This window comes from Streptomyces laculatispora (assembly GCF_017353455.1).
GTDB classification, from domain to species: Bacteria; Actinomycetota; Actinomycetes; order Streptomycetales; family Streptomycetaceae; genus Streptomyces; species Streptomyces laculatispora.
Window position 1 is genome coordinate 1 of sequence record NZ_JAFMPZ010000051.1, and the last position, 20,198, is coordinate 20,198.

Consider the following 20,198-nt stretch of genomic DNA (forward strand, 5'->3'; position numbering starts at 1 on the left):
GGGCGAGCGGCCGGCCGGGGGCGGCCTGTGCCGAAGAGACGGTGGCGCCGAGCGCGGCCACCGCTCCGGCACCGGCCGCGGCGGCGAGTACGGAGCGGCGGCCGACCGGGGTGGAAGGCGTGGCGGAGGGGCTGTGCTTACGCATGCGGAACTCTCCCTGCAGAAACGAATGAGGGGCGGAAGCGTGCGGAACGGGATGAGGCGTGCCGTCAGCATGTAAGCGGTTGCTGTCGAGCCGCAAGGGGAGTCGGGAAGTTACTGTGATTTTCTATGGCCAACTGCGGACAGGCGGGAAGTAACCGGTCACTTGCGCGAGGGCCGGCCCGCCCGGGGCCCGACGGAATCGCGTACCACGATGTGGGTGCCGAGCCGCAGCGCACCCGTGGTCGGCTCCCGCCAGTCGTCCTCGTCGCCGCCCGAGACGGCCAGCCGCACCGCCTGGCGCCCCATCTCCTCCAGCGGTACGTGGACCGTGGTCAGCCGGGGACGCAGCTCCTGGGCGACCGGGATGTCGTCGTACCCCACCAGCGAGATGTCCTTCGGCACCCGCAGCCCGGCCTCCTCCAGCGCCTGTGCGGCACCGGCGGCGACCACGTCGTTCGCCGCGAAGACGGCCGTGAACTCCAGTCCGTCCCGGATCAGTTCACTCATCCGCCGGTAGCCGAAGTTACGGCTGAAGGCGCCGGGCTGGACCAGCTCGGGATCGGCGGGCAGTCCGCGCAGTTCCAGGGCCCGCCGGTGCCCGGCCAGCCGGTCGCGGGTGGTGGAGAGCCTGGGCGGGCCGCCGAGGTAGAGGATGCGCTCGTGGCCCTGCATCAGCAGGTGGTCGGTGATGGCGAAGGCGCCGCCCTCGTTGTCGTACTCGACCGCGGCGGTCGGGGCCGCCTCGCCCAGCGGCGGCCTGCCGCACAGCACCAGCTTGGAGCCGCCCGCGTCCAGCTCACGTGCCCGGCGGGCCAGTTCGGAGGTGTAGCCGCGATCGGCGATGGAGCCGCCGACCACGACCACCGCGTCCGCCCTGCGCTCGTGCATCAGGTCTATGAAGGCCAGCTCGCGCTGCGGGTCGCCCTGGGTGCAGCACACCAGGCAGAGCCGTCCGCCGAGTGCGGCCTCGCGCTCCACGCCCCGCGCGATATAGGCGTAGAAGGGGTCGATGACCTCGTTGACGATGATGCCGACGGTCCGGTTGGAGACCCCGGCCAGTGCGCGCGCGTGCGCGTTGACCACGTAGCCGAGCTCGCGCATCGCCGACTCGACACGTTCCCGGGTCGCCTCCGCGACGGGGTAGTTGCGGTTCAGGACGCGGGAGACGGTGGCCGTCGAGACGCCTGCGAGCCGCGCGACATCGGTGACCGTCGCCCGCCGCTGTCCGTCCGCGGCCGTGTTCTGCCGGCGCATCCGGCTCACCCCCTGGTGGCTGTTGTGTGACGCCGAGCCTAGAGCCTGTGGCGGGACGGGGTTCATGCGATCCTCCCCAGGTCGGCCCGGTGCACCGGGTGGCCGAAGGGCTCGCCCCGCGCGTACCGGGCCAGCTCGTCGACGGCGAGCGCGCCCAGCCGGCCCACCTCGTTGCCCTGGGCGCCCGCGAGATGCGGGGTCAGGAAGACGTTGGGCAGGTCCCACAGCGGGTGGCCTGCCGGCAGCGGCTCGGGCGAGGTCACATCCAGGACCGCGTCGAGCCGCCCGCTGACCAGGTGCCCGGTCAGCGCCTCGGTGTCCACCAGCGGGCCGCGGGCCGTGTTGACGAGCAGCGTGCCGGGACGCATCAGGCCGATCCGGCGGGCGTCGATGATCCCCCGGGTCTCGGGGGTGTCCGGGGCGTGCACGGTCACCACGTCGCTGGTCGCCACGAGCGTGTCCAGATCGGCGGGGGTGACGCCCAGGCGCTCCGCCTCGGCGGCGCCCACGTACGGGTCGTACAGCAGCACCTCCGCGTCCAGGACCCGCAGCAGCTCGATGACCCGGCGGCCGATCCGGGAGGCGCCGACGACGCCGACGGTCAGCCCGTGCGTGCCGAGCCAGTGCTGCCGGTCGAGGTCGGCGCCGGTGCGGTGGGTGCGACGGGCGCGATAGAGCCCCGCCAGCGGGAACACCCGCTTGGCACCCATGATGATCGCGGCCAGGGTGAACTCCGCCACCGGCACGGCGTTGGCGGCGGCGGCCGAGGAGACGACGATCCCGCGGTCGAAGGCGTCCGGGGACAGAAACGTCTTCACCGTGCCGGCCGCGTGGATCACGGCCCGCAGCCCGGGTGCCCTGTCCAGCAGTGCGGCGTTCACCGGCGGGCAGCCCCAGCCGGTGAGCAGCACCTCGGCCTCGGACAGTGCCGCGGTGGCGGCGGGGGAGTCGAACTCGCTGATCACGGACGGGTCGAGGAGGTCCGCCGTCTCCTCCAGCCGGGCCCGGACGGGAGGCGGGAAGACCTCGTCCAGCAGTCCGGGGCTCATGACCAGAACCGTGCGCGGCCGCCTTCCGGGCGGGGTCGCGGCATCGGAACCGGATCGAGCCGGTGCCTCTTCGGTGGTTCGCACCCTGCCTCCGGACAGTAATCGCGTTCTATGGAATGACCGGCACGCTAGGGAGCGTGATGGCCGACCGTCAAGCTGTTCTCGCAGGTAACTATCCTGCTGTGTCCATGTATACGGCGATTTTCTGGCCCGGATTTCCTTTGAGAGAGCACCGCGAAACAAAGACGTTCGCTCGGATCTCTTGACGCTTGGGTTAACCGCTTACTAACTTGCGGCCGCAGAAGGCTCACAACGCGCCACCCGGCCGAACAGGACGCACCATGGCTGACACAGCACCCCCGCTGCCGCGGGAAAAGCGGCGGCAGCGGGCCGACGAACCCGCCCCGCCCGACGCCCGGGCCGTTGCCGCACCGCGCCGGCTGACGCTCGGGCAGCGGATCAAGCGCGACCGGGTGATGCTGCTGCTCACCCTGCCCGGCCTGCTCTATTTCGTCGTCTTCCACTACGTGCCGCTGCTCGGGTACGTGGTGGCGTTCCAGGACTACCAGCCGTACCTCGGATACATGCACAGCGTCTGGGTCGGCTTCGCCAACTTCTCCGCGGCGTTCGGTGAACCGGCCTTCTGGAGCGCGACGTTCAACACCCTGGAGATCGCCCTCGTCCAGCTGGTGTTCTTCTTCCCGATCCCGGTCGCACTGGCCCTGCTGCTCAACAGCATCGCGAGCGACCGCATCAGGCGCTTCGTGCAGAGTGTCGTCTATCTGCCGCACTTCATCGGCTGGGTCATCATCGTCTCGATCTTCCAGCAGATCCTGGGCGGCGCCGGACTGCTGCCCGATGTCCTGGGGGGTCTGGGGCTGCCGCGCTACGACATGATGAGCGACCCCGACGCCTTTCCCTGGCTGCTGACCCTCCAGGTCGCCTGGAAGGACGCAGGCTGGGGCACGATCATCATCCTGGCCGCGCTGCTGAACATCGACCGGCAGAGTTACGAGGCCGCCGCCATCGACGGCGCGGGACCCAGGCGCCGGCTCTGGCACGTGACCCTGCCGGGCATCGCCCCCGTACTCATCCTGCTGCTGATCCTCAACCTCGGGCAGATCCTCTCCGTCGGCTTCGAGCAGATCCTGCTCCAGCGCGACGCGGTCGGCCCCGACGCCGGTGAGGTCCTCGACACCTACGTCTACTACCACGGCATCAAGGACAACGACTGGGGCGTCGCCGCCGCCGTCGGACTCGTCAAGGCCGTCATCGGCACCGTCCTCGTGCTGGGCGCGAACAAGCTCGCCCACCGACTCGGCCACGAAGGGGTGTACCGCGGTGCTGACCGCTGAGAAGACTCGCGCCACGTCCGCGACCACCGTGCCCGCGCCCCGGCCCGCCCGCAAGAACAGGACCGACGGCAGACCGCCGTGGATGGAACGCCCGACCCGCATGGGGCAGACCGCCAAGGCGGTGGCCGTCGTCGTGGTCGTCCTCGCGGTGGCCTACCCGCTGGTCGGCGTCATCGGTACGAGCTTCGCCTCGCAGACCGACATCATCAAGGCCTCCGGCCTCGTCCTGTGGCCCGACCACCCCAATCTGGACGCCTACCGCACGATCTTCACCGGCGGGGTCGTCACCCGGGCGCTGATCGTCTCCGTCGGCATCACCGTCCTCGGCACCCTCGCCAGCCTGCTCGTCACCGTCGGCATGGCGTACGGACTCTCCCGCCGCGACGTCACCGGCTCCCGGCCCATCTTGATGATCGCCCTGTTCACCATGCTGTTCAACGCGGGCATCATCCCGAACTTCCTGCTGGTCAAGGGGCTCGGCCTGTACGACACCTACGCGGCTCTCGTCATGCCCACCCTGGTCAGCGCCTTCAACCTGGTCGTCCTGCGGTCCTTCTTCATGAACCTGCCGGACGAGCTGTACGACGCGGCGAAGGTCGACGGCGCCGGCGACTTCCGCATCCTGGTGCGGATCGTCCTGCCGCTGTCCAAGGCCGTCCTCGCCGTGATCAGCCTCTTCTACGCGGTGACGTACTGGAACGCCTTCTTCAACTCGCTCCTGTACCTCAACGACTCCGACAAATGGCCGCTGCCCATGGTGCTGCGGACCTATGTCCTCCAGGGCCAGAGCCTGAACTCCGCCTCGGCCGGCGAGGTGCTCGCCCCGCAGCAGGCCGTTCAGATGGCGGTCCTGGTGATCGCCGTCGTACCGATCCTCTGCGTCTATCCGTTCCTCCAGCGCTACTTCACCAAGGGCGTGCTCACCGGCGCCGTCAAGGGCTGAGCGCAACCACCGCCCCCCACTCCTTCCTTTCCCCTCTCCCAAGGAGACTCAGGTGCCGAGCTCAACCCCCGTCAACCGCAGAGCGCTGTTCCGCATGGGCGCGGGCATCGGTCTGGGACTGGCCGCCGCCCCGCTGCTCGCCGCCTGCGGCGACGGCGGCACGACCGCCAAGGCCGAGGCCAAGAGCGCCTCGCTGCTCCCCGACACCGCGATCCGCAACATCGGTCTCAAGCCCGATCTCGCCGGCACGGCAGCCGGCGTTCCGCAGGGCTTCTTCAGCTACCCGGCGAAGCCGCTGAGGGCCACCAAGGGCGCGCCGCTCAAGGGCGCCGAGCCGGTCAGCGCGACGATGGAGACCTTCTCGCCGCCGCCGCCCTCGCGCGGCAGGAACGCCGCCTGGCAGGCCATCGAGAAGCTGCTCGGCGGCCAGGTGAACATCACCGCCGTCCCGGCGGACGACTACGGCACCAAGTTCTCCACCATGGTCGCCAGCGACAGCCTGCCGGACCTCTTCATGTACCCCGAGGTCGGCGGCGTCGACAACAAGGCGGCCTTCCTGCGGGCCAAGTGTGCCGACCTGACCCCGTACCTCGCCGGGGACAAGGTCAAGGACTACCCCAACCTGGCCGCGATCCCGAAGGGTGCCTGGCAGTCCGCCATCTTCGGCGGAAAGCTCTACGGCATCCCGATCGCGCGTACCGGAACCGGCGGCGCGGGCTTCTACCGGCACGACCTGTTCGAGGAGATCGGCATCACGAGCCTCGACCAGATCACCGGCCTCGACCGGTTCGTCGAGGCGTGCAAGGAGCTGACCCGCCCCAAGAAGGACCAGTACGCGATCATCGCGGGCGTCACCAACGTCCTCGCCATGTCGGCCGGCGCGCCGTACGCCTGGCGGATGGATCCCAAGACCGGCAAGTTCACCACCGACCTGGAGACCCCGGAATTCCGTCAGGCGGTGGAGACCGCCCGGTCGCTGTACAAGGCGGGCTGCTACTACCCGGGCACCCTCCAGATGTCCGGCGCGCAGAAGGCGCAGTACACGGACATGTTCAAGAACGGCAAGGGCGCCTACGTCTACGACGGAATGCCCACCTATCTGGCGCCCGGGGTCGGCTACATCGCCGCGATGAAGGCGATCGACAAGAAGTACGACCCGAGGCCCTTCGTGCCGTTCGGCTCCTCGCCCGTCGCCTGGATGGACAACGTCAAGCTGGAGAACACCTATGTGAAGAACGCGTCCGGGGAGCGCGTGCGGCAGATCCTGGCGCTGGCCGACTTCGCCGCGTCACCGTTCGGAAGCGAGGAGTACACGCTCATCAACTACGGCGTCGAGGGCAAGGACTTCACCCGCGACGCGAAGGGCAACCCGGCGCTCACCAAGCAGGGCACCCAGGACGTCACCGTGCCCTGGAAGTTCATCTCCTCCGCCGTCCCGGCCGTCTTCAGCGCCGACTCGCAGGACGGCGTCCGCCATGTGCACGAGGCCTTCACCAAGATGATCCCGATCATGGAGCAGGACCCGACGCTCCAGTACTCCTCGCCCACCTGGGACTCCAAGGGCTACGGCAGCCTCTACACGTTCAAGCAGGACGCGCTCAAGGACGTCATCTCCGGCCGCAAGCCCATGTCCGCCTACGACCGGCTGGTCAAGGACTACCTGGCCAAGGGCGGCGAGCAGGCCCGCGGCGAATTCGAGGAAGCCGCCCAGAAGGGGAAGAAGTGACGACACGACGCACGGCCCTCAGACTCGGCGGCGCGGCGGTCGCCGCAGCCGCCGCCGTACCGGCCCTCGGCCCGGCCGCCACCGCACAGCCGCACCGCTTCGACCCGAAGCCCGGCTCGAACGGCGTCGGCGACCCGCTCTTCCCGACGCTCGGCAACGGCGGCTACCAGGTCGTCCACTACGACCTGGCCTTCGAATTCACCCCGGTGACGTACGACTTCACCGCGACCGTGAAGATCAATGCCAGGGCCACCCAGGACCTCTCCGCGTTCAACCTGGACACCGACGGCCACACCATCGACGCGGTCACCGTCTCCGGCCGCCCCGCGACCTGGGAGCTCACCCCCGGCCGGAGCGGCCAGGAGTTCACGATCACCCCGGCCCGCCCGCTCCACGACGGACAGGCGTTCACCGTCGAGGTCCGCTACCGCGGCAACGGCAAGGCGCCCCGACTCGGCCTCACCGGCTGGAGGTTCGGCACCGACGGCGGTTTCGCCTCGGCGGCCCAGTCCTCGCGCGCCGACACCTTCCTGCCGTGCAACGACACCCCGTCCGACAAGGCGACGTGGACGTTCCACATCAGCGCACCCAAGGGCTTCGTCGCCACCGCCAACGGCGAGCTGACCCACAAGTCCCGGCGCGCCGACGGCTCCACGGTCTGGCACTTCGCGCTGCGCGAGCGGATGGCGACCGAACTCATCGGCATCGCCGTCGTCAAGGGCACCTACCTGTACGGCACGAGCCACCGGGGACTGCCGCTGCGGCACATCGTCCCCCAGGGCCAGGAGGAGAAGTACGGCCCGGTCGTGGCCCGCACCCCGGACCATCTGGCCTGGCTGGAGGCGAAGTTCGGCCGCTACCCGTTCTCCGTCTACGGCGTCCACATCTACGACGGCTACACCGACGCCCTGGAGAACCAGACCCTGTCGCTGTTCTCCACCAACTGGTTCAAGCCCGACGCCAACGGCCGGCCCGGATACGAGACCACCATGGTGCACGAGCTCGTCCACCAGTGGTTCGGCGACTCCGTCACCCCGAACGACTGGCAGCAGGCCTGGCTGAACGAGGGTCCCGCCGTGTACTACGCCGGTCTGTACGGCGAGGAGCGCGGCTGGTCCGTCCTCGAGGACAAGATGAGGGCGACGTACGAGAAGCTCGATGCCGTCCGCGCCGCCGACGGCCCGCCCGGACTGCCGAAGGCGCTCGGCGGCACGAACATCTACGACGGCGGCGCACTCGTGCTGTACGCCCTGAGCCTGCGGGCCGGCCGACGGAAGTTCGACACGGTCATGCGCGAATGGGTCAAGCGGTTCAAGGACTCCACGTACACCAGCGAGGCCTTCATCCGGCACACCGTCGACGTCACCGGCGACCGGTCCCTGGACCCGTTCCTGCGCGACTGGCTCTTCGGGGCCGTCAACCCGCCCATGCCCGGCCACCCCGACTGGAAGGCCACCGCGTGAACCGCACCGTGAACGTCGTACGTGGAACCGCCGCTGCCGCCACCGCCGCATTCCTGGCGGCACTCCTCGCCGCCCCCGGTGCCCAAGCGGCGCCCGGAGCACGCTCGTTGTACGTGTCCCCCGACGGCCGGGGCTCCTCCTGCACCGCCGCCCGGCCCTGCACCCCGGAAGCCGCCCGGGACCTGGCCCGCACCGAGACCGGGCGCGACGTCCGCGTACTCCTCAAGGACGGTACGTACAAGCGCGACGAGCCCCTGAGGCTGGGCGCCGCCGACTCGGGGAAGAACGGCCGCACCATCACCTGGACCGCCGCCCCGGGCGCCCACCCCGTCCTCTCCGGCGGACAGGACATCACCGGCTGGCACCGCAACGCCGACGGCACCTGGAGCGCCGGCGTCCCCGCCGGTGTCACCCCGCGCCAGCTCTTCGTCGACGGCAGGCGCGCCACCCGCGCCCGCGGCGGGGCCTGCGCGGCGAGCACCTGCGACGCCACCGCCACCGGCATGACCGGCGCCACCGCGACCGGAATCGACCGGTGGCAGCGCCCCACCGATGCCGAAGCCGTCATCCGGGTCCGCTGGCGCAACTACCACTGCCGGATCGCGGGCGTCAGCGGCGACACCATGACGTTCGTCCAGCCCTGCTGGACCAACTCGGCCGGCGGCACCGACCGCACCGGACCCGCCTGGGACTCCACGGCGGTCGACTCCACCCGCTACAGCGGCGTCGCCTTTTTCGAGAACGCCCCCGAACTCCTGGACCAGTCAGGTGAGTTCGTATGGGACTCGAAGGGACGCACCGTCACCTACCTGCCGCGCAAGGGCGAGAACATGCGCCGCGCGCAGACCGTCACTCCGCACACTGAGCAGTTGCTCGTCGTCGACGGCGCCCACGACGTCACCGTCAGCGGGATCGGCTTCGCCTACGCGGCGTACCGGCAGCCCGGCACCGATGAGGGCTATGCGGGGATGCAGGCCGGTCTCACCCTGACCGGAGCCACCGGCCCCGTCGACCACGCGGGCCGCTACTACACGAAGCCGTCCGCCGCGGTCACCGTCCGCGGCGGACGCCGGGTGTCCATCGAGAGCAGCCGGTTCAGCCATCTCGGCGGCGCCGGCGCGATCCTGGAGGCCGGCACCAAGGACAGCTCCCTGACCCGGTCGGCCTTCACGGACCTGTCCTCGGGCGCCGTGTACGTCGGCGACACCGAACCGGTGCCGGACGCATCGCTCGCGGGGGAGCGGAACACCGTCGCGTACAACACCATCACCCGCTCCGGCGTCGAGTACACCGACTCGGTGGGCGTCTGGGCCGGTTACGAGGCCGGGCTGAGCGTCGACCACAACAGTCTGGACCACCTCCCGTACTCCGCGATCTCGGTCGGCTGGGGCTGGAACCAGCCCGAGGCCCAGAAGTCCGTGCTGCGCGACAACAAGGTGACGGGCAACCGCATCACCGACGTCATGGAGGTCGCACAGCAGCAGCACGACGGCGGTGCGATCTACACCCAGGGCGCCCAGCCCGGCACGGTCCTCAGCGGCAACTACATCAACCGCTCCGCGTACGGCAACACCGAACGCGACGGCAACGGCATCTACCTCGACGAGCAGTCCTCGCACATCACCGTCGAGCGGAACGTCATCACCCGCATCGGCTACAAGTGGGTCTCGAACTGGGCGGACTACGGAATCCAGAACACCGCACGCGGCAACTGGACCGACACCGCGGCCCCCGCCCTCGGCGGCAGCGGCTCCGTCATGACGGACAACCTCACCGGCCTGGACCGGCTGCCCGCCGAGGCGCTCGCCGTCGCCGCACGGGCGGGCGCCCGAGGCGGCCCGGTCGAGCAGCTGCGCACCGACCTGGCCCGCACCGGCACAGCCACCCAGTCCTCGACCGAGGGGACGGCAACGGCGGCACGCGCCCTGGACGCCGACACCAACACGGACACCCGCACGCTCTCCGAGGCCGGTGCCTGGTGGCAGGTGGACCTCGGCGCCGTCCGGCACGTCCGGCAGATCGAGATCTGGAACGACGCCTCCTCCACCACGGCCGACTTCGACGTCGTCACGGACGACGGGACGGTGCACATCAGCGGGAAGGCGTTGCGTCCCACGCTGGTGAACCTGGACAGCCGGACCCGCACGGTGAAGATCGTGTCCTCCGGTACGGGCCGGGTGGCGCTCGCCCAGGTTCTCGTCCACCCCTGACACACCACACGCACCACGCAACGCACCCTCGCACGCACACCACGCACACCACGCACACCACGCACACCACGCACCGCACAGGACACACCGATCGCCGGACCGGCCCCTTGGCCTGTCCGGCGATCGGCCTGTCCGGCGGTCCGCGTGGCCCGCAGGAACCGGCGCGGGCTTGTGGCGGAGGCCGGGGGAGGGGCACTCACTCCAGCCCGAAGGCGTCCGCCAGCATCCCGATCTGAGCATCCAGCAGGGTGTCCACGCTGTGTCCCATCCCGGTGAACTGCCCAGCCGTCTCCAGTCCCACCGATCCGTGCAGCTGCGCCCTTCAGGTTGTTCTGGGCGCCGGTCCCGCCGGCACGGCACTCGCCGTCGCACTCGCCCGTCGCGGCCACCTGGTCCGGCTCGTCGACCGGTCGGGCAGCGGGCCGGCACTCGAAGGCGTCGGCCGGTTCGCCGCCGATGTCGCCACCGCGGAGGGTGCCCGTGCGGCGGTCGACGGCGCGGCCGTCGTGTACCACTGCGTGAACGTGGCCTATCACCTCCAGGTCGAGGTCATGCCGCGGATCCAGCAGGCCGTACTGGCGGCGGCCGAGGCGGAGGGCGCCCGCCTCGTCGTGCTCGACACGCTCTATCCGTACGGCGAGACGCACGGTGCGGTCATGACCGAGGACACCCCGTGGAACGCGACCACCCGCAAGGGCCTGATGCGCGCCGAGCTCGACGCCCGCTACCTCGCCGCTCACGCCGAGGGCCGGCTGCGGGTCGTGCTGGGCCGGTCGGCCGACTTCGTGGGGCCCGGCGTCCTCAACTCCACGCTCGGCGGCGCGGTGTTCCCGGCCGCGCTGACCGGGGGAGAGGTGCCGGCCTTCGGTGACATCGACCTGCCGCACAGCTACACGTACATCGGCGATGTCGCGGCGGGCCTCGCGACGCTGGGTGAGAACCCGGACGGTGACGGGCGGGTCTGGCACCTGCCCACGGCCCCGGCGCTCACCACCCGCCAGATCCTGGCCATGGTCGAGGAGCGCCTCGGCCGTCCGCTGACCCTGGCCGTAGTCGCGAAACCGCGGCCGTTCGGGCCGTTCGACGAGGTGTTCATGGCGGAGTACGCCGAGATGTTCTACCAGCACACGGAGGCGCAGATCGTCGACTCCACTGCCATCGAGAAGGCGTTCGGCCTCGTACCGAACCCGCTCTCCGCCACCGTCGACGCCACGCTCGCGTGGTACGGGGAACTGACTGCCGCGCACTGAGCGCGCCCGCCGCAGCGGTCACCGGCGGCTGTCCGGCGCCCCGGGGGAATCCGGTTCCCGCGGGCTGCCGCCGGCGCCCGGGCCGTTGAAGCGGAGCCAGTCCAACGTGAACAGATCGGCCGTGTCCGCACTCCACGCCGGATTGCTGAACACGGCGAAGAGCCGCACGCCGTGTCCCGGAACGGACAGCGCGACTGTCGGTGACACGGGGCGGTCCCAGCCGCCGGTGAAGGCAATGGCGACCTCTCCGAGGAGTGGCCCGGCCGGAGAGCCGGAGCGCAGTTCGAGGGTGCCGCCGATGCCGCCGGAGGCCGCGCGGACGTCATCGAGCCGATGTTCGTCAGGGACACCGTGCCGAGGCCGATCCAGTCGCCGTCCTCGATCTCCGCAGCCCGCCGTCCGCCGGAGTCGCCCGAACGGCTTTCCGCCGCCGCGCCCCCGTGCGTCCCCCCGGTCGCCGTGAACCACTCCGCCTCGCAGAAGGCGGCCCGGAGCGTCACCGACGCGGACCCGGTGAGGGCGGGCGCACCCGGGGCCCCGTCGTCCTCGTACCGGGCGGTGAGGCCGAACGCGACGTCGCCCGCCACTTCGCGACCGGTCACCAGCGTGCCGGCGCAGCCGGAACGGCCGCCGATCCGGCGCAGTGCCGGGACACGGCCGAGCGGTGACTCCACGACCACCCGCGAGCAGTCCACTGCCCCGCTGTGTCCGTCCTCCGTGTCCGCCACGCCCACGGTGAGTGAAAGTGTGTCCCCGATCCCGAACACGCTGTGATCCAGGGGCCGTTCGATCGACACGACAGGCCTGCTGTTTCCGACCGTGATCTTCCGCACGGCCCGGGTCGTGATGCCGTCGGACCAGGTCACCGCCAGCCGGGCGGAGTGCGAGCCCTTGCCGCGGTACGTGTGCGAGGGGTTCGCCTCCGTCGAATCGGTGCTGCCGTCACCGTCGAAGTCCCATGCGTACGCCACGTGTCGGATGTTCCGCGCAGCGGCACCGTCACCGCGTTCGGTGCCGGAGAATGCGACGGTCAAGGGCGCCGGACCATTGTCCCGGCCGATGGACATGTGGACGTCGTGCCGCGTCCCCTGAGTTGAACTTCCGCTTGGTTCGGTGCAGTTGGCGGGGATCGCGCCCGGACCGACGTCGCCCAGCAGGTGTCTGCGGGAGTGTCCCTCCTCGGATTCGGTGGCCGCGAGGCCGTGGGCATCCGGGCATCCGTCGACGATCCCTTCGTCCCGGACCGCGTTCTGCCCACCGGCTGCGGGAGTCCTGGCCGCCGGCGAGGGCGATACCGCCGCCGGCCCGGTGGGCGGACGGTCGGCCGCGTGCGCCCGGGGCGGCGAGGTGACCAGGAGGGTGAGGATCAGGGCCGGGCCGCACGCGAGGGCGGCGAGCGGCAGGAGCCCGCGCGCCGGGCGCGGACTCCCTGAGGCATGGCGGATCGAGGGGTGGCGACTCATGGGCGCTCCCTGTGCGGTAGATGCCGACGTGGAGGTTAGAAAGCGCTTTCTGGAGTACGCCGCTCAGATTAGGTTCACGGCTTCCGCGCGGTCAATGGGCCGGTGCCACCCGCCTGCCCCGCCGTCGTCTCCTTGGCCGAGAAACTCGTCAGTGGCCGAGAAACCCGCCGATCCGCTGCCGCAGGCCCCGCGGGTCCAGGCCGTGAGCGGTGAGATGCTCGTCCATCTGTCCGTACCGGCGCAGTTCCGCGCGGGCGACGCCGAGCCCCAGGATCCGGTGGGGGAGTACGGTGAGCGCATCGTTGGCCGCGGCCGTGGACGTGCCCGCCAGGTACGGCTCGACGATCACGACATCGGCGGCCGGCCGGTCGCCCACGGCCCGGCGCAGGCCGTCCCCGTCGAACGGCCGCACCGTCGTCGCGTACAGCACGGTCGCGTCGAGCCCCTCCGTCGCGGCGAGGACGTTGTCGAGCATCGGCCCGACGGCGATCACCACGCCGCCCGTCCCCTCGCGCACGGTGGTGAACCCGCCCGTCCCGCCGACCGGGCGCGCCCGGTCGTTGGACTGCAGCGACAACCGCACATAGACCCGGTCGTCCCCGGCGGCGGCTTCCCGCAGCAGCGCCTCGGCCTCGTCGGGGTGTCCCGGAACGTGCACCGTCCAGCCGTCGAGGGTGTCCAGGAGCGCGACGTCCCCGGGTGCCATGTGAGTGAATCCGCCGGCCGGCCAGTCGTACGAGGCTCCGGCACTGACCAGCACCCCGCCCACACCCTGATGGCCGAAGTCCAGCTTCACCTGTTCGAAGGGGCGCTCCACCAGGAAGCTGGCGAAGGTGTGCACGATCGGCCGCAGTCCCGTGAGCGCCATTCCGGCCCCGGCCCCGATGAGCAGCTGCTCCCGGATGCCGACGTTGACGACGCGGTGCGGATGGGTGCGCTCGGCCCGGTCGAAGCCGTCCCGGCTGATCTCCGCCAGCACGAGTGCCAGCCGGGGGTCCTCGTCGAGCAGGCGCGTGGTGGTCGCGATGAATCGGTCGCGCATCGTGTCCATCTGAGGTCTTCCTCTTCTTCTGTCCGTCGTTGCGGTGGGTTGCTGACGCGAGGGCTCAGCGCTTGGCGGGAACCCGGGCGACCACGGCCCGCGGCTGCCCGGGGTGCGGCGCGGTGAAGGCGTCGTACAGCGCCTCGTGGTCCCGCCCGTCCACGGAGGCCACCGACCAGCCGGCGGTCGCGAACCGGGCGGCGATGCCGCCGGGGCGGCCGTAGGACGCCGAAGCGTTGTCGATCACCACGGTGTGCAGCTGGTCGAGGCCCGCCGGACCCGCGTAGGCGATCGCCTCGTGGTTGCTGCCCTCGTCCAGTTCGGCGTCCCCGGTCAGCACCCACACGCGAGGACCGGTCAGCCCCTGGGCCCGCAGTCCCAGCGCGGTCCCGACGGCCAGCGGCAGCCCGTGCCCCAGTGAGCCGCTGCCGATCTCGGCGCCGGGCACCAGCAGCCGGTCGGGATGGTGGCCCAGCGGCGACTCGTACGAGCCGAAGCCCGCCAGCAGCTCCTCGTCGAAGAACCCGTGCGCGGCGAGGACGGCGTAGTACGCCATCGGCCCGTGCCCCTTCGACAGCAGGAAGCGGTCGCGGCCGGGAGCGTCCGCCGTTTCCGGTGTCACCCGCAGCACCCTGTCGTACAGCACCCACAGGGCGTCGAGCGTCGAGGTGGCGGCGGGGCCGTGCTTCTCGTCGCCGGTCATCAGGCTCATCAGCCGGTGCAGATCGCGGTACGTGGGCGTGGGGGCGGCGGTCGAATTCGTCATGGACCACAGCGTTCAACGTCAAGTTTGGTTGAGGTCAAGCACCCAAAGGTGTTCGTAACCACCCGTTGAAGTGCGGTATTGTTCTCATGCGCGTTCGGCCACGGGGAAACCCCAGGTCAGACGGGTATCGGGACGTGGCGCAGCTTGGTAGCGCACTTGACTGGGGGTCAAGGGGTCGCAGGTTCAAATCCTGTCGTCCCGACTCGTGAGAGTCGTGAATCAAGGGCCGGTTTCGGAGAAATCCGAAACCGGCCCTTGATCGTTTTCGGGGACCAGGTGGGGCCGGCGTCCTTGACCGACGTCAGCGGGTGACGGCGACCGAACGCGCCGGCGCGCACGATGTGGTCGGAGCGCCGTGCGGTCCGCGTATGTGTGACTCCTCTGCGGGTGCCGGATTCGCGGCTGCACCCGCCCACCTGTCAGGGGTGTGTCTGTCACGGGCATCGCCGAATGGCTCGGGCGGGCACCGGGGATCCGAAGGTCGCACCCTCCAGACCTGCGCGCCGGTGATGCCGGACGCCCGGAGAGCCCGCGTTCCGTCATGTGCCAGCCGGCCACCGTCCCTGCGGCGCGGCCGCTGACCGACTTGTCCTCGGACTCAGGAAGCCGAGTACGCCAACGGCGCCCCCTTCGGGCAGCTCCTCATCCTCGACCTCACCCCCAAAGCCACCAGCAGCGGCACGGGACCACGCTGTGCAGGGGCCGGCCGACAGCCACTGGTGAAGCGTCCACGCGTCGGCCGAGAACAGTTCCGCGGCGGCCCGCAGCCGGATGAGGAGTTGGGACCGGGCGGCCTCCGCTGCCTGGCGTGGTTGGAGCCGGGCGGGCTGGCGAGTGCCGTGCAGCCACGTCCTGCGGCGTTCCAGCGCCTGTTCGATCCAGTCGGCAGCCGAGGCCGCCTGGTCGGCGTTGTGAGAGGTGAAGCCGTCAATGGAGGACGGCCGGGTAGGCGGCCGTGTCATCGTGGGCCGCGCTGCTGGGTGATGTCCTCATGAGCGGTCTGCCCGGCCGCCTTCTGCGGGTGTTCCTCGACCTGCCGGCCGCCGGGAAGCTGTGGTCTTCGCGGCACCGACTCTGCGTATCGGTGCTGCTCGGGCCGGGTGCCCCGGTTGAAGTGGGGATGTCGCGCACCTCTGCTCCGACTACGGCCGACCATCTCTCTTCCTGATCCCTGAAAATCTATGTCGGTCAGAGTAGACATTGGGTGGCGGTGTGGTTATGGTTTCTCTCGTAGTCGAGATCGAGCGAGGCCCGGCAGAGACGAACTGCCGGGCAGCAGTACAGGTGGTTTGCATGGCGGTGCGGTGGTGGAGTCCCGAAGCCAGAGCGGTTGCAGGAAGGCGACGGGGCTGACGACCGGACCGGGTGGCCCGCAGTGATCAGGGGACGCCGTGAGCGGTACAGCAAGTGCGGTTCGCAGGAATAGCAGTGCGTTTTGTCAGTAGCACCTCGGTAAAGGCGTCGGCTGCGGGCGCGCGTATCGGGAAGTTCGGCAGTGGGGTTCCAAGCCAGAGCAGATGCAGGAGGGGCGACGGGGCTGGCTGCCGAAGAGTGGCGCTGTTCAGGGTCACCAGCAGTTCGCAGTTTCAGAGGTAGGCAGTACCAGCAGTACGCAGTTCCCGTTCAGCAAGATCCGAGGGAAAGAACGGAGGACGTGAGCGCCATCAGGATCGCCCGGGCGGAAATCACTGGGCCCGGGTACCGCAGGACATCGATAGTGAGGTGGTCTCCGGTCAAGCAACCGCGATCCCCGCACCCCCGACCGCATCTCGGTCGGGTCAGCGGAAACAGGAGGCCGACGCAGTAATAGGGTCGGCAGATGGTGTAGCAGTTCCTTCGGGGCCCTGGTGCCATGTGGCACCAGGGCCCCTCCACGCGTTCCAGAGAGGTGCAAGTGACAGCAGACGACTCGTTCGGACGTCTCGATGACGACGACTACCCCGCCTACACCATGGGCCGGGCGGCCGAGATGCTCGGCACCACGCAGGGCTTCCTCCGCGCCATCGGCGAAGCCCGCCTGATCACCCCGCTGCGCTCCGAGGGCGGCCACCGCCGCTACTCCCGTTACCAGCTGCGCATAGCCGCCCGCGCCCGCGAGCTCGTCGACCAAGGCACCCCCATCGAGGCCGCCTGCCGCATCGTCATCCTCGAAGACCAGCTCGAAGAAGCCCAGCGCATCCACGCCGAATACCGGTGCGCCGCCGAAGCGGCGGGACCGACCGTGGCTTGAGGCAGCAAGTCCGCCGGGTACGGAGGACCCCCGCACCTGCATGTCGGGGTGTGACGCAGGGGCGCCTTCCATGGTGCAGGGTGTGCGGCAACGCACTGCCCGGGCTGGCCGCATGGTTCGGAAGCTCGCCTTCGCCTTCGCCCACGCCTTCGGCCGGCGGGGCGTCGTAGAGCGCCAGGACCCGGCGCATCCTGGTGAGGAAGTCCGGTCCGGCCGAGGACTTCCAGGTCGTGGTGGTCTGCCAGGAGACCTTGCTCGTGCGGCATCACCACGATCGCCCGCCGCAGCCGGACCGGATCCTTCGCGGTCCGGCTGATCGGCTGCAGCCGACGGCCTTCCTCCATACTCACCGGACGGACGGACACTCCCGGACGACGCCCCGCAACCACCTCCACGATCAGCCGAGGAAGCAGCCTGCCGCGCAACGGACGCAGGACCAATTACCCGCCCAGGAAACGGAGACGAGCCACTGGCCCGGAACGCGCCACACCGGAGGTCTTCGGCCCGGCTGCCCCAAACATCTGACAAAGGGGACGTGAAGTGGCTCGCCCGCGGTCGCGGACAAGCCACACGTCATTCAGACGATCGGCGTGGACAAGCTACCGATTCCGTCGATTGTCACCGCGACCACGTCTCCAGCCGTCAGATACACACGAGGTGTGCGAGCCCGACCCACTCCGCCGGGCGTTCCGGTGAGAATCAGGTCGCCGGGGTGGAGCGGCAGGATGGTGGAAACATACGCGACCAGGTGAGCGGGGGTGAACAGGAGATCCGCGATCCCGTGTTCCTGGACGGGTGCGCCGTTGACCGTGGTGCGCAGGACCGCAGTTGCGGGATCGAATTCATCCGGCGTGACAAGAAACGGTCCCACCGGGGTCGAGCGCGCCCAGATCTTGCCCTGCAGCCACTCCGTCGTGCGGTACTGCCAGCCCCGCATCGAGATGTCGTTGGCGACCGTGAAGCCTGCTATGCAGTCCTCCGCTTCGTCCTCGCTCACCTTGTACGCGGTCCGTCCGATGATGACGCCCAGTTCGCCCTCCCAGTCCATCTCGGGGTCCTCTGGCACGGCCGCCACGGAGTCGGTGGGGCCGGTCAAGGTGTCGGCGAACTTCGCGAAGAGGGTGGGGTACGACGGAAGGTCTCTGCCCATCTCCTGGATGTGGCTGGTGTAGTTGAGGCCGGCGCACAGCACCTTCGACGGATGGGGGACCACCGTCTCCAGCTCGGCCTCGGCCAGGCGGTGCCGGCTGCCGGTGGCATTCCTCGCGATCTCCCGCCAGTTCTCGTTCGCCAGCAGGGCGCCCACGTCGGCCTGGCCCGGGATCTCCGTGAGCGTCTCACCGTCCAGGCGGGCCGCTGCCGTCCCGCTCCCGCCTCGGGTGCGCAGGGTTACCAGTTTCATGTCTCTGCTCTTCCTTGTCCCGTGTGAAGTGACCTGCGCTGTCAGGCGACGGCCGGCTCGGGGACGACCAGGTCGAAGAAGCCCCAGTGCGAGCCGGCGGGCAGCGTGCCAGACAGCATTCGTCCGCACTTCTGCGTCACTATGTGTGAGGAGCCCCGGTGCTGGCTTCCGGCGTGGCTGTCGCGGAAGAAGCGCTGCAACACTCCGTCGCGCATGACCTGCGCGCCCGCGAAACGATGCACGAGTTGGCTGATCTCCAGTGCGGTCCGGGTGGCGAGACTGCAGGCGAGCCGCGACATCGTCTCCTGCTCGTCGTTCAGTCGGCTTCCCGTCGCGAGCGTCGATTCGTTGTCGCGAAGGGTGTCGCGCAGCAGCGCCATGGTGCCCCGCACATGCGAGAAGTGCCGTGCGAACTCTCCGAAGAACTCGTCACTGGTGACCGGTGAGCCGTCTGCGGGGTCCTTGCGCCGGGTGAGTTCGCCCAGCTCGTCGAGCATGCGCCGCCCGACGCCCTGCGACCAGGCGGCCTGGTGCAGACCGGCCAGCAGAGCAGGGCTTGGCCAGTGTGCGGAGCGACCTCGTCTGGCGTTCTCCGGGCCGATGCCGAACACGTACGCGTTCTCGACCAGCACGTCGGCGGCCCGGTAGTCGAGACTGGCCGTGGCGCGCAGCCCGAGCATGTCCCAGTTGTCACTGATTCGCACGGCCGAGCGGGGCACGAGGCAGACGACTCGTTCCCCGGTCCCCTCGACCGTCGCGGCGAGGTTGAGATGCGTGGCCATGGACACCCCGGGGGCGAACTGCCAGGTGCCACTGACCTTGTAGCCGCCGTCGATCCGTACGGCCCGGCCGGTGAACGAGGATGACTGCCCCGCCACGAGCGGGCACCTGCCTTCGGCGAAGAGCTCGGCCACCGCCTCGTCGCTCAGGTACGTGGCCGCGGTCGCCGTCTCACTCGTGAGGGCGCGCACGAGCCAGCCCAGTGAGGCGTCGGCGTGCGACAGCTTCTCGACCACGTGCAGGATCTGCAGGGGAGAAGCCTCCATGCCGCCGAGTTCGGCCGGCACGTGCAGCTTGAGGATTCCGCTGTTGCGGAGTGCGTCCTGTACCACCGGCGTCGGGCGGCGCAGCCGCTCGCTGTCCGCGGCCTGGCTCTGCAGGAGCGGGTAGATCTCGTCCAGTTCGGCCAGCAGCCTGGAGAACGCGTCGTCCTCCTGGGCGGATTTCACCTTGATGTCGATGGTCACTGTCGGCTCCCTTCGGACTGCGTACCGTCCTTGGTGTCGTCTTCGGCTTCCTGGGCGAGAGCGCTCCACTGGCCGCGGTAGAAGAGCAGGGGCCGGGTGTCGTCCTGCTGGCCGTAGGACAGCACTCGCCCGAGCACCAGGGCGTGATCCCCTCCGTCGTAGCCCGCCCATGGTGTGCACTGGAAGTACGCCAGCGAACCGTTGATCCGCGGCGCCACGTCGTCCCCGACCCATTCGATGGGCCGGGACTGCGGTTTGCCCGCGAAGTGAAGGGCGGTGTCGAGCTGGTTGTCCCCGAGGACGTTGACCGCGAAGGGGCGTTCCAGCAGATAGGCCAGTGCGCGCGAGGTCCGTTGCATGGAGACCAGCACGAGCGGCGGGTCCAGGGACACCGAGGTGAAGGAGTTCACCGTGACCCCGTAATAGCTGTCGTCGGCCTGGTAGGTGAGTACGACGACGCCGGTGGCGAAGTTGCCCAGGGTGTTGCGAAGTTGGCGGGGATCGGCGATCGAGGGGATCGCGGCGCTCGACGCAAGGGTCTTGGCGTCAGCGGCCTTCTCATAGATCTCGGAGTCCCACATGATGTCGGTCATCCCGAACCTCCTGGATGAGTCGTGCGGTTCGGCCCCCGGATGAGGGCCGGGATGGGGCCGG

At 69.9% G+C, this 20,198-nt stretch carries 15 protein-coding genes, 1 tRNA gene and 1 pseudogene; 8 read left to right on the forward strand and 9 right to left on the reverse strand.

Translation table 11 applies throughout. The features are described from left to right. Positions 1–303: 303 nt before the first annotated feature. Both J1C73_RS01880 and J1C73_RS01885 read right to left on the reverse strand, forming a co-directional pair. The gene (locus J1C73_RS01880) at positions 304–1,398 is read right to left on the reverse strand and encodes a LacI family DNA-binding transcriptional regulator (RefSeq protein ID WP_123464572.1); all 1,095 of its coding nucleotides are present in this window, start codon (positions 1,396–1,398) and stop codon (positions 304–306) included. Positions 1,399–1,460: 62 nt separating this feature from the next. After that, complete coding sequence (locus J1C73_RS01885; protein ID WP_207314770.1) at positions 1,461–2,447, reverse strand: hydroxyacid dehydrogenase; 987 nt, start codon at positions 2,445–2,447, stop codon at positions 1,461–1,463. 341 nt (positions 2,448–2,788) lie between these two features. Here J1C73_RS01885 and J1C73_RS01890 point away from each other — a divergent pair, with 341 nt between their 5' ends. The 6 genes from J1C73_RS01890 to J1C73_RS01915 all read left to right on the forward strand — a co-directional run bounded on the left by J1C73_RS01890 (position 2,789) and on the right by J1C73_RS01915 (position 11,394). Continuing rightward, positions 2,789–3,802: an ABC transporter permease gene (locus J1C73_RS01890; RefSeq protein ID WP_123464576.1), complete on the forward strand. Its 1,014-nt coding sequence runs from the start codon at positions 2,789–2,791 to the stop codon at positions 3,800–3,802. Positions 3,803–3,884: 82 nt separating this feature from the next. Further along, on the forward strand, positions 3,885–4,745 hold the full coding sequence (locus tag J1C73_RS01895; RefSeq protein ID WP_207314802.1) for a carbohydrate ABC transporter permease: 861 nt from the start codon (positions 3,885–3,887) through the stop codon (positions 4,743–4,745). 52 nt (positions 4,746–4,797) lie between these two features. Beyond that, positions 4,798–6,471, forward strand: coding sequence for an extracellular solute-binding protein (locus J1C73_RS01900; RefSeq protein WP_207314771.1), 1,674 nt, complete (start codon positions 4,798–4,800; stop codon positions 6,469–6,471). Then, positions 6,468–7,934, forward strand: a complete 1,467-nt coding sequence (locus tag J1C73_RS01905; protein WP_207314772.1) for a M1 family metallopeptidase — start codon at positions 6,468–6,470, stop codon at positions 7,932–7,934. The genes J1C73_RS01900 and J1C73_RS01905 overlap by 4 nt, the downstream gene beginning before the upstream one ends. Then, the gene (locus J1C73_RS01910; protein WP_207314773.1) at positions 7,931–10,144 is read left to right on the forward strand and encodes a right-handed parallel beta-helix repeat-containing protein; all 2,214 of its coding nucleotides are present in this window, start codon (positions 7,931–7,933) and stop codon (positions 10,142–10,144) included. Before J1C73_RS01905 ends, J1C73_RS01910 begins: the two co-directional genes overlap by 4 nt. 272 nt (positions 10,145–10,416) lie before the next feature. Further along, the gene (locus J1C73_RS01915; RefSeq protein ID WP_207314774.1) at positions 10,417–11,394 is read left to right on the forward strand and encodes an NAD-dependent epimerase/dehydratase family protein; all 978 of its coding nucleotides are present in this window, start codon (positions 10,417–10,419) and stop codon (positions 11,392–11,394) included. An 18-nt stretch (positions 11,395–11,412) separates the two neighbouring features. Here J1C73_RS01915 and J1C73_RS35845 read toward each other — a convergent pair whose 3' ends face one another. The 4 genes and pseudogenes from J1C73_RS35845 to J1C73_RS01935 form a co-directional block, all read right to left on the reverse strand. Further along, positions 11,413–11,862, reverse strand: coding sequence for a carbohydrate-binding protein (locus tag J1C73_RS35845; RefSeq protein ID WP_207314775.1), 450 nt, complete (start codon positions 11,860–11,862; stop codon positions 11,413–11,415). Positions 11,863–12,221: 359 nt separating this feature from the next. After that, positions 12,222–12,857 (reverse strand): annotated as a pseudogene (locus tag J1C73_RS35850) (PKD domain-containing protein); the annotation flags it as partial. 148 nt (positions 12,858–13,005) lie between these two features. Next, positions 13,006–13,908, reverse strand: a complete 903-nt coding sequence (locus tag J1C73_RS01930; protein WP_207314776.1) for a transketolase family protein — start codon at positions 13,906–13,908, stop codon at positions 13,006–13,008. Positions 13,909–13,963: 55 nt separating this feature from the next. After that, positions 13,964–14,665 (reverse strand): thiamine pyrophosphate-binding protein, encoded by a 702-nt coding sequence (locus J1C73_RS01935; RefSeq protein ID WP_207314777.1) that lies wholly within the window; start codon positions 14,663–14,665, stop codon positions 13,964–13,966. 128 nt (positions 14,666–14,793) lie between these two features. Between J1C73_RS01935 and J1C73_RS01940 the strand changes: the two genes are divergently transcribed. Together J1C73_RS01940 and J1C73_RS01945 are read left to right on the forward strand one after the other, a co-directional pair. Then, a tRNA-Pro gene (locus J1C73_RS01940) sits at positions 14,794–14,867 on the forward strand. A 1,692-nt stretch (positions 14,868–16,559) separates the two neighbouring features. Continuing rightward, a complete protein-coding gene (locus J1C73_RS01945; protein ID WP_123464614.1) occupies positions 16,560–16,895 on the forward strand; it encodes a MerR family transcriptional regulator in 336 nt (111 codons plus the stop codon). Positions 16,896–17,472: 577 nt separating this feature from the next. Here the strand turns inward: J1C73_RS01945 and J1C73_RS01950 are convergent. From J1C73_RS01950 to J1C73_RS01960, 3 genes are read right to left on the reverse strand one after another with little or no spacing between them, the layout of a single operon-like run. Next, positions 17,473–18,297: a fumarylacetoacetate hydrolase family protein gene (locus J1C73_RS01950; protein WP_207314778.1), complete on the reverse strand. Its 825-nt coding sequence runs from the start codon at positions 18,295–18,297 to the stop codon at positions 17,473–17,475. Positions 18,298–18,338: 41 nt separating this feature from the next. After that, positions 18,339–19,544 carry an acyl-CoA dehydrogenase family protein gene (locus J1C73_RS01955; RefSeq protein ID WP_307797583.1) on the reverse strand — a complete coding sequence of 402 codons (1,206 nt, stop codon included), beginning with the start codon at positions 19,542–19,544 and terminating at the stop codon, positions 18,339–18,341. Further along, positions 19,541–20,137 (reverse strand): flavin reductase family protein, encoded by a 597-nt coding sequence (locus J1C73_RS01960; protein WP_207314779.1) that lies wholly within the window; start codon positions 20,135–20,137, stop codon positions 19,541–19,543. The genes J1C73_RS01955 and J1C73_RS01960 overlap by 4 nt, the downstream gene beginning before the upstream one ends. Between the last annotated feature and the right edge of the window lie 61 nt (positions 20,138–20,198).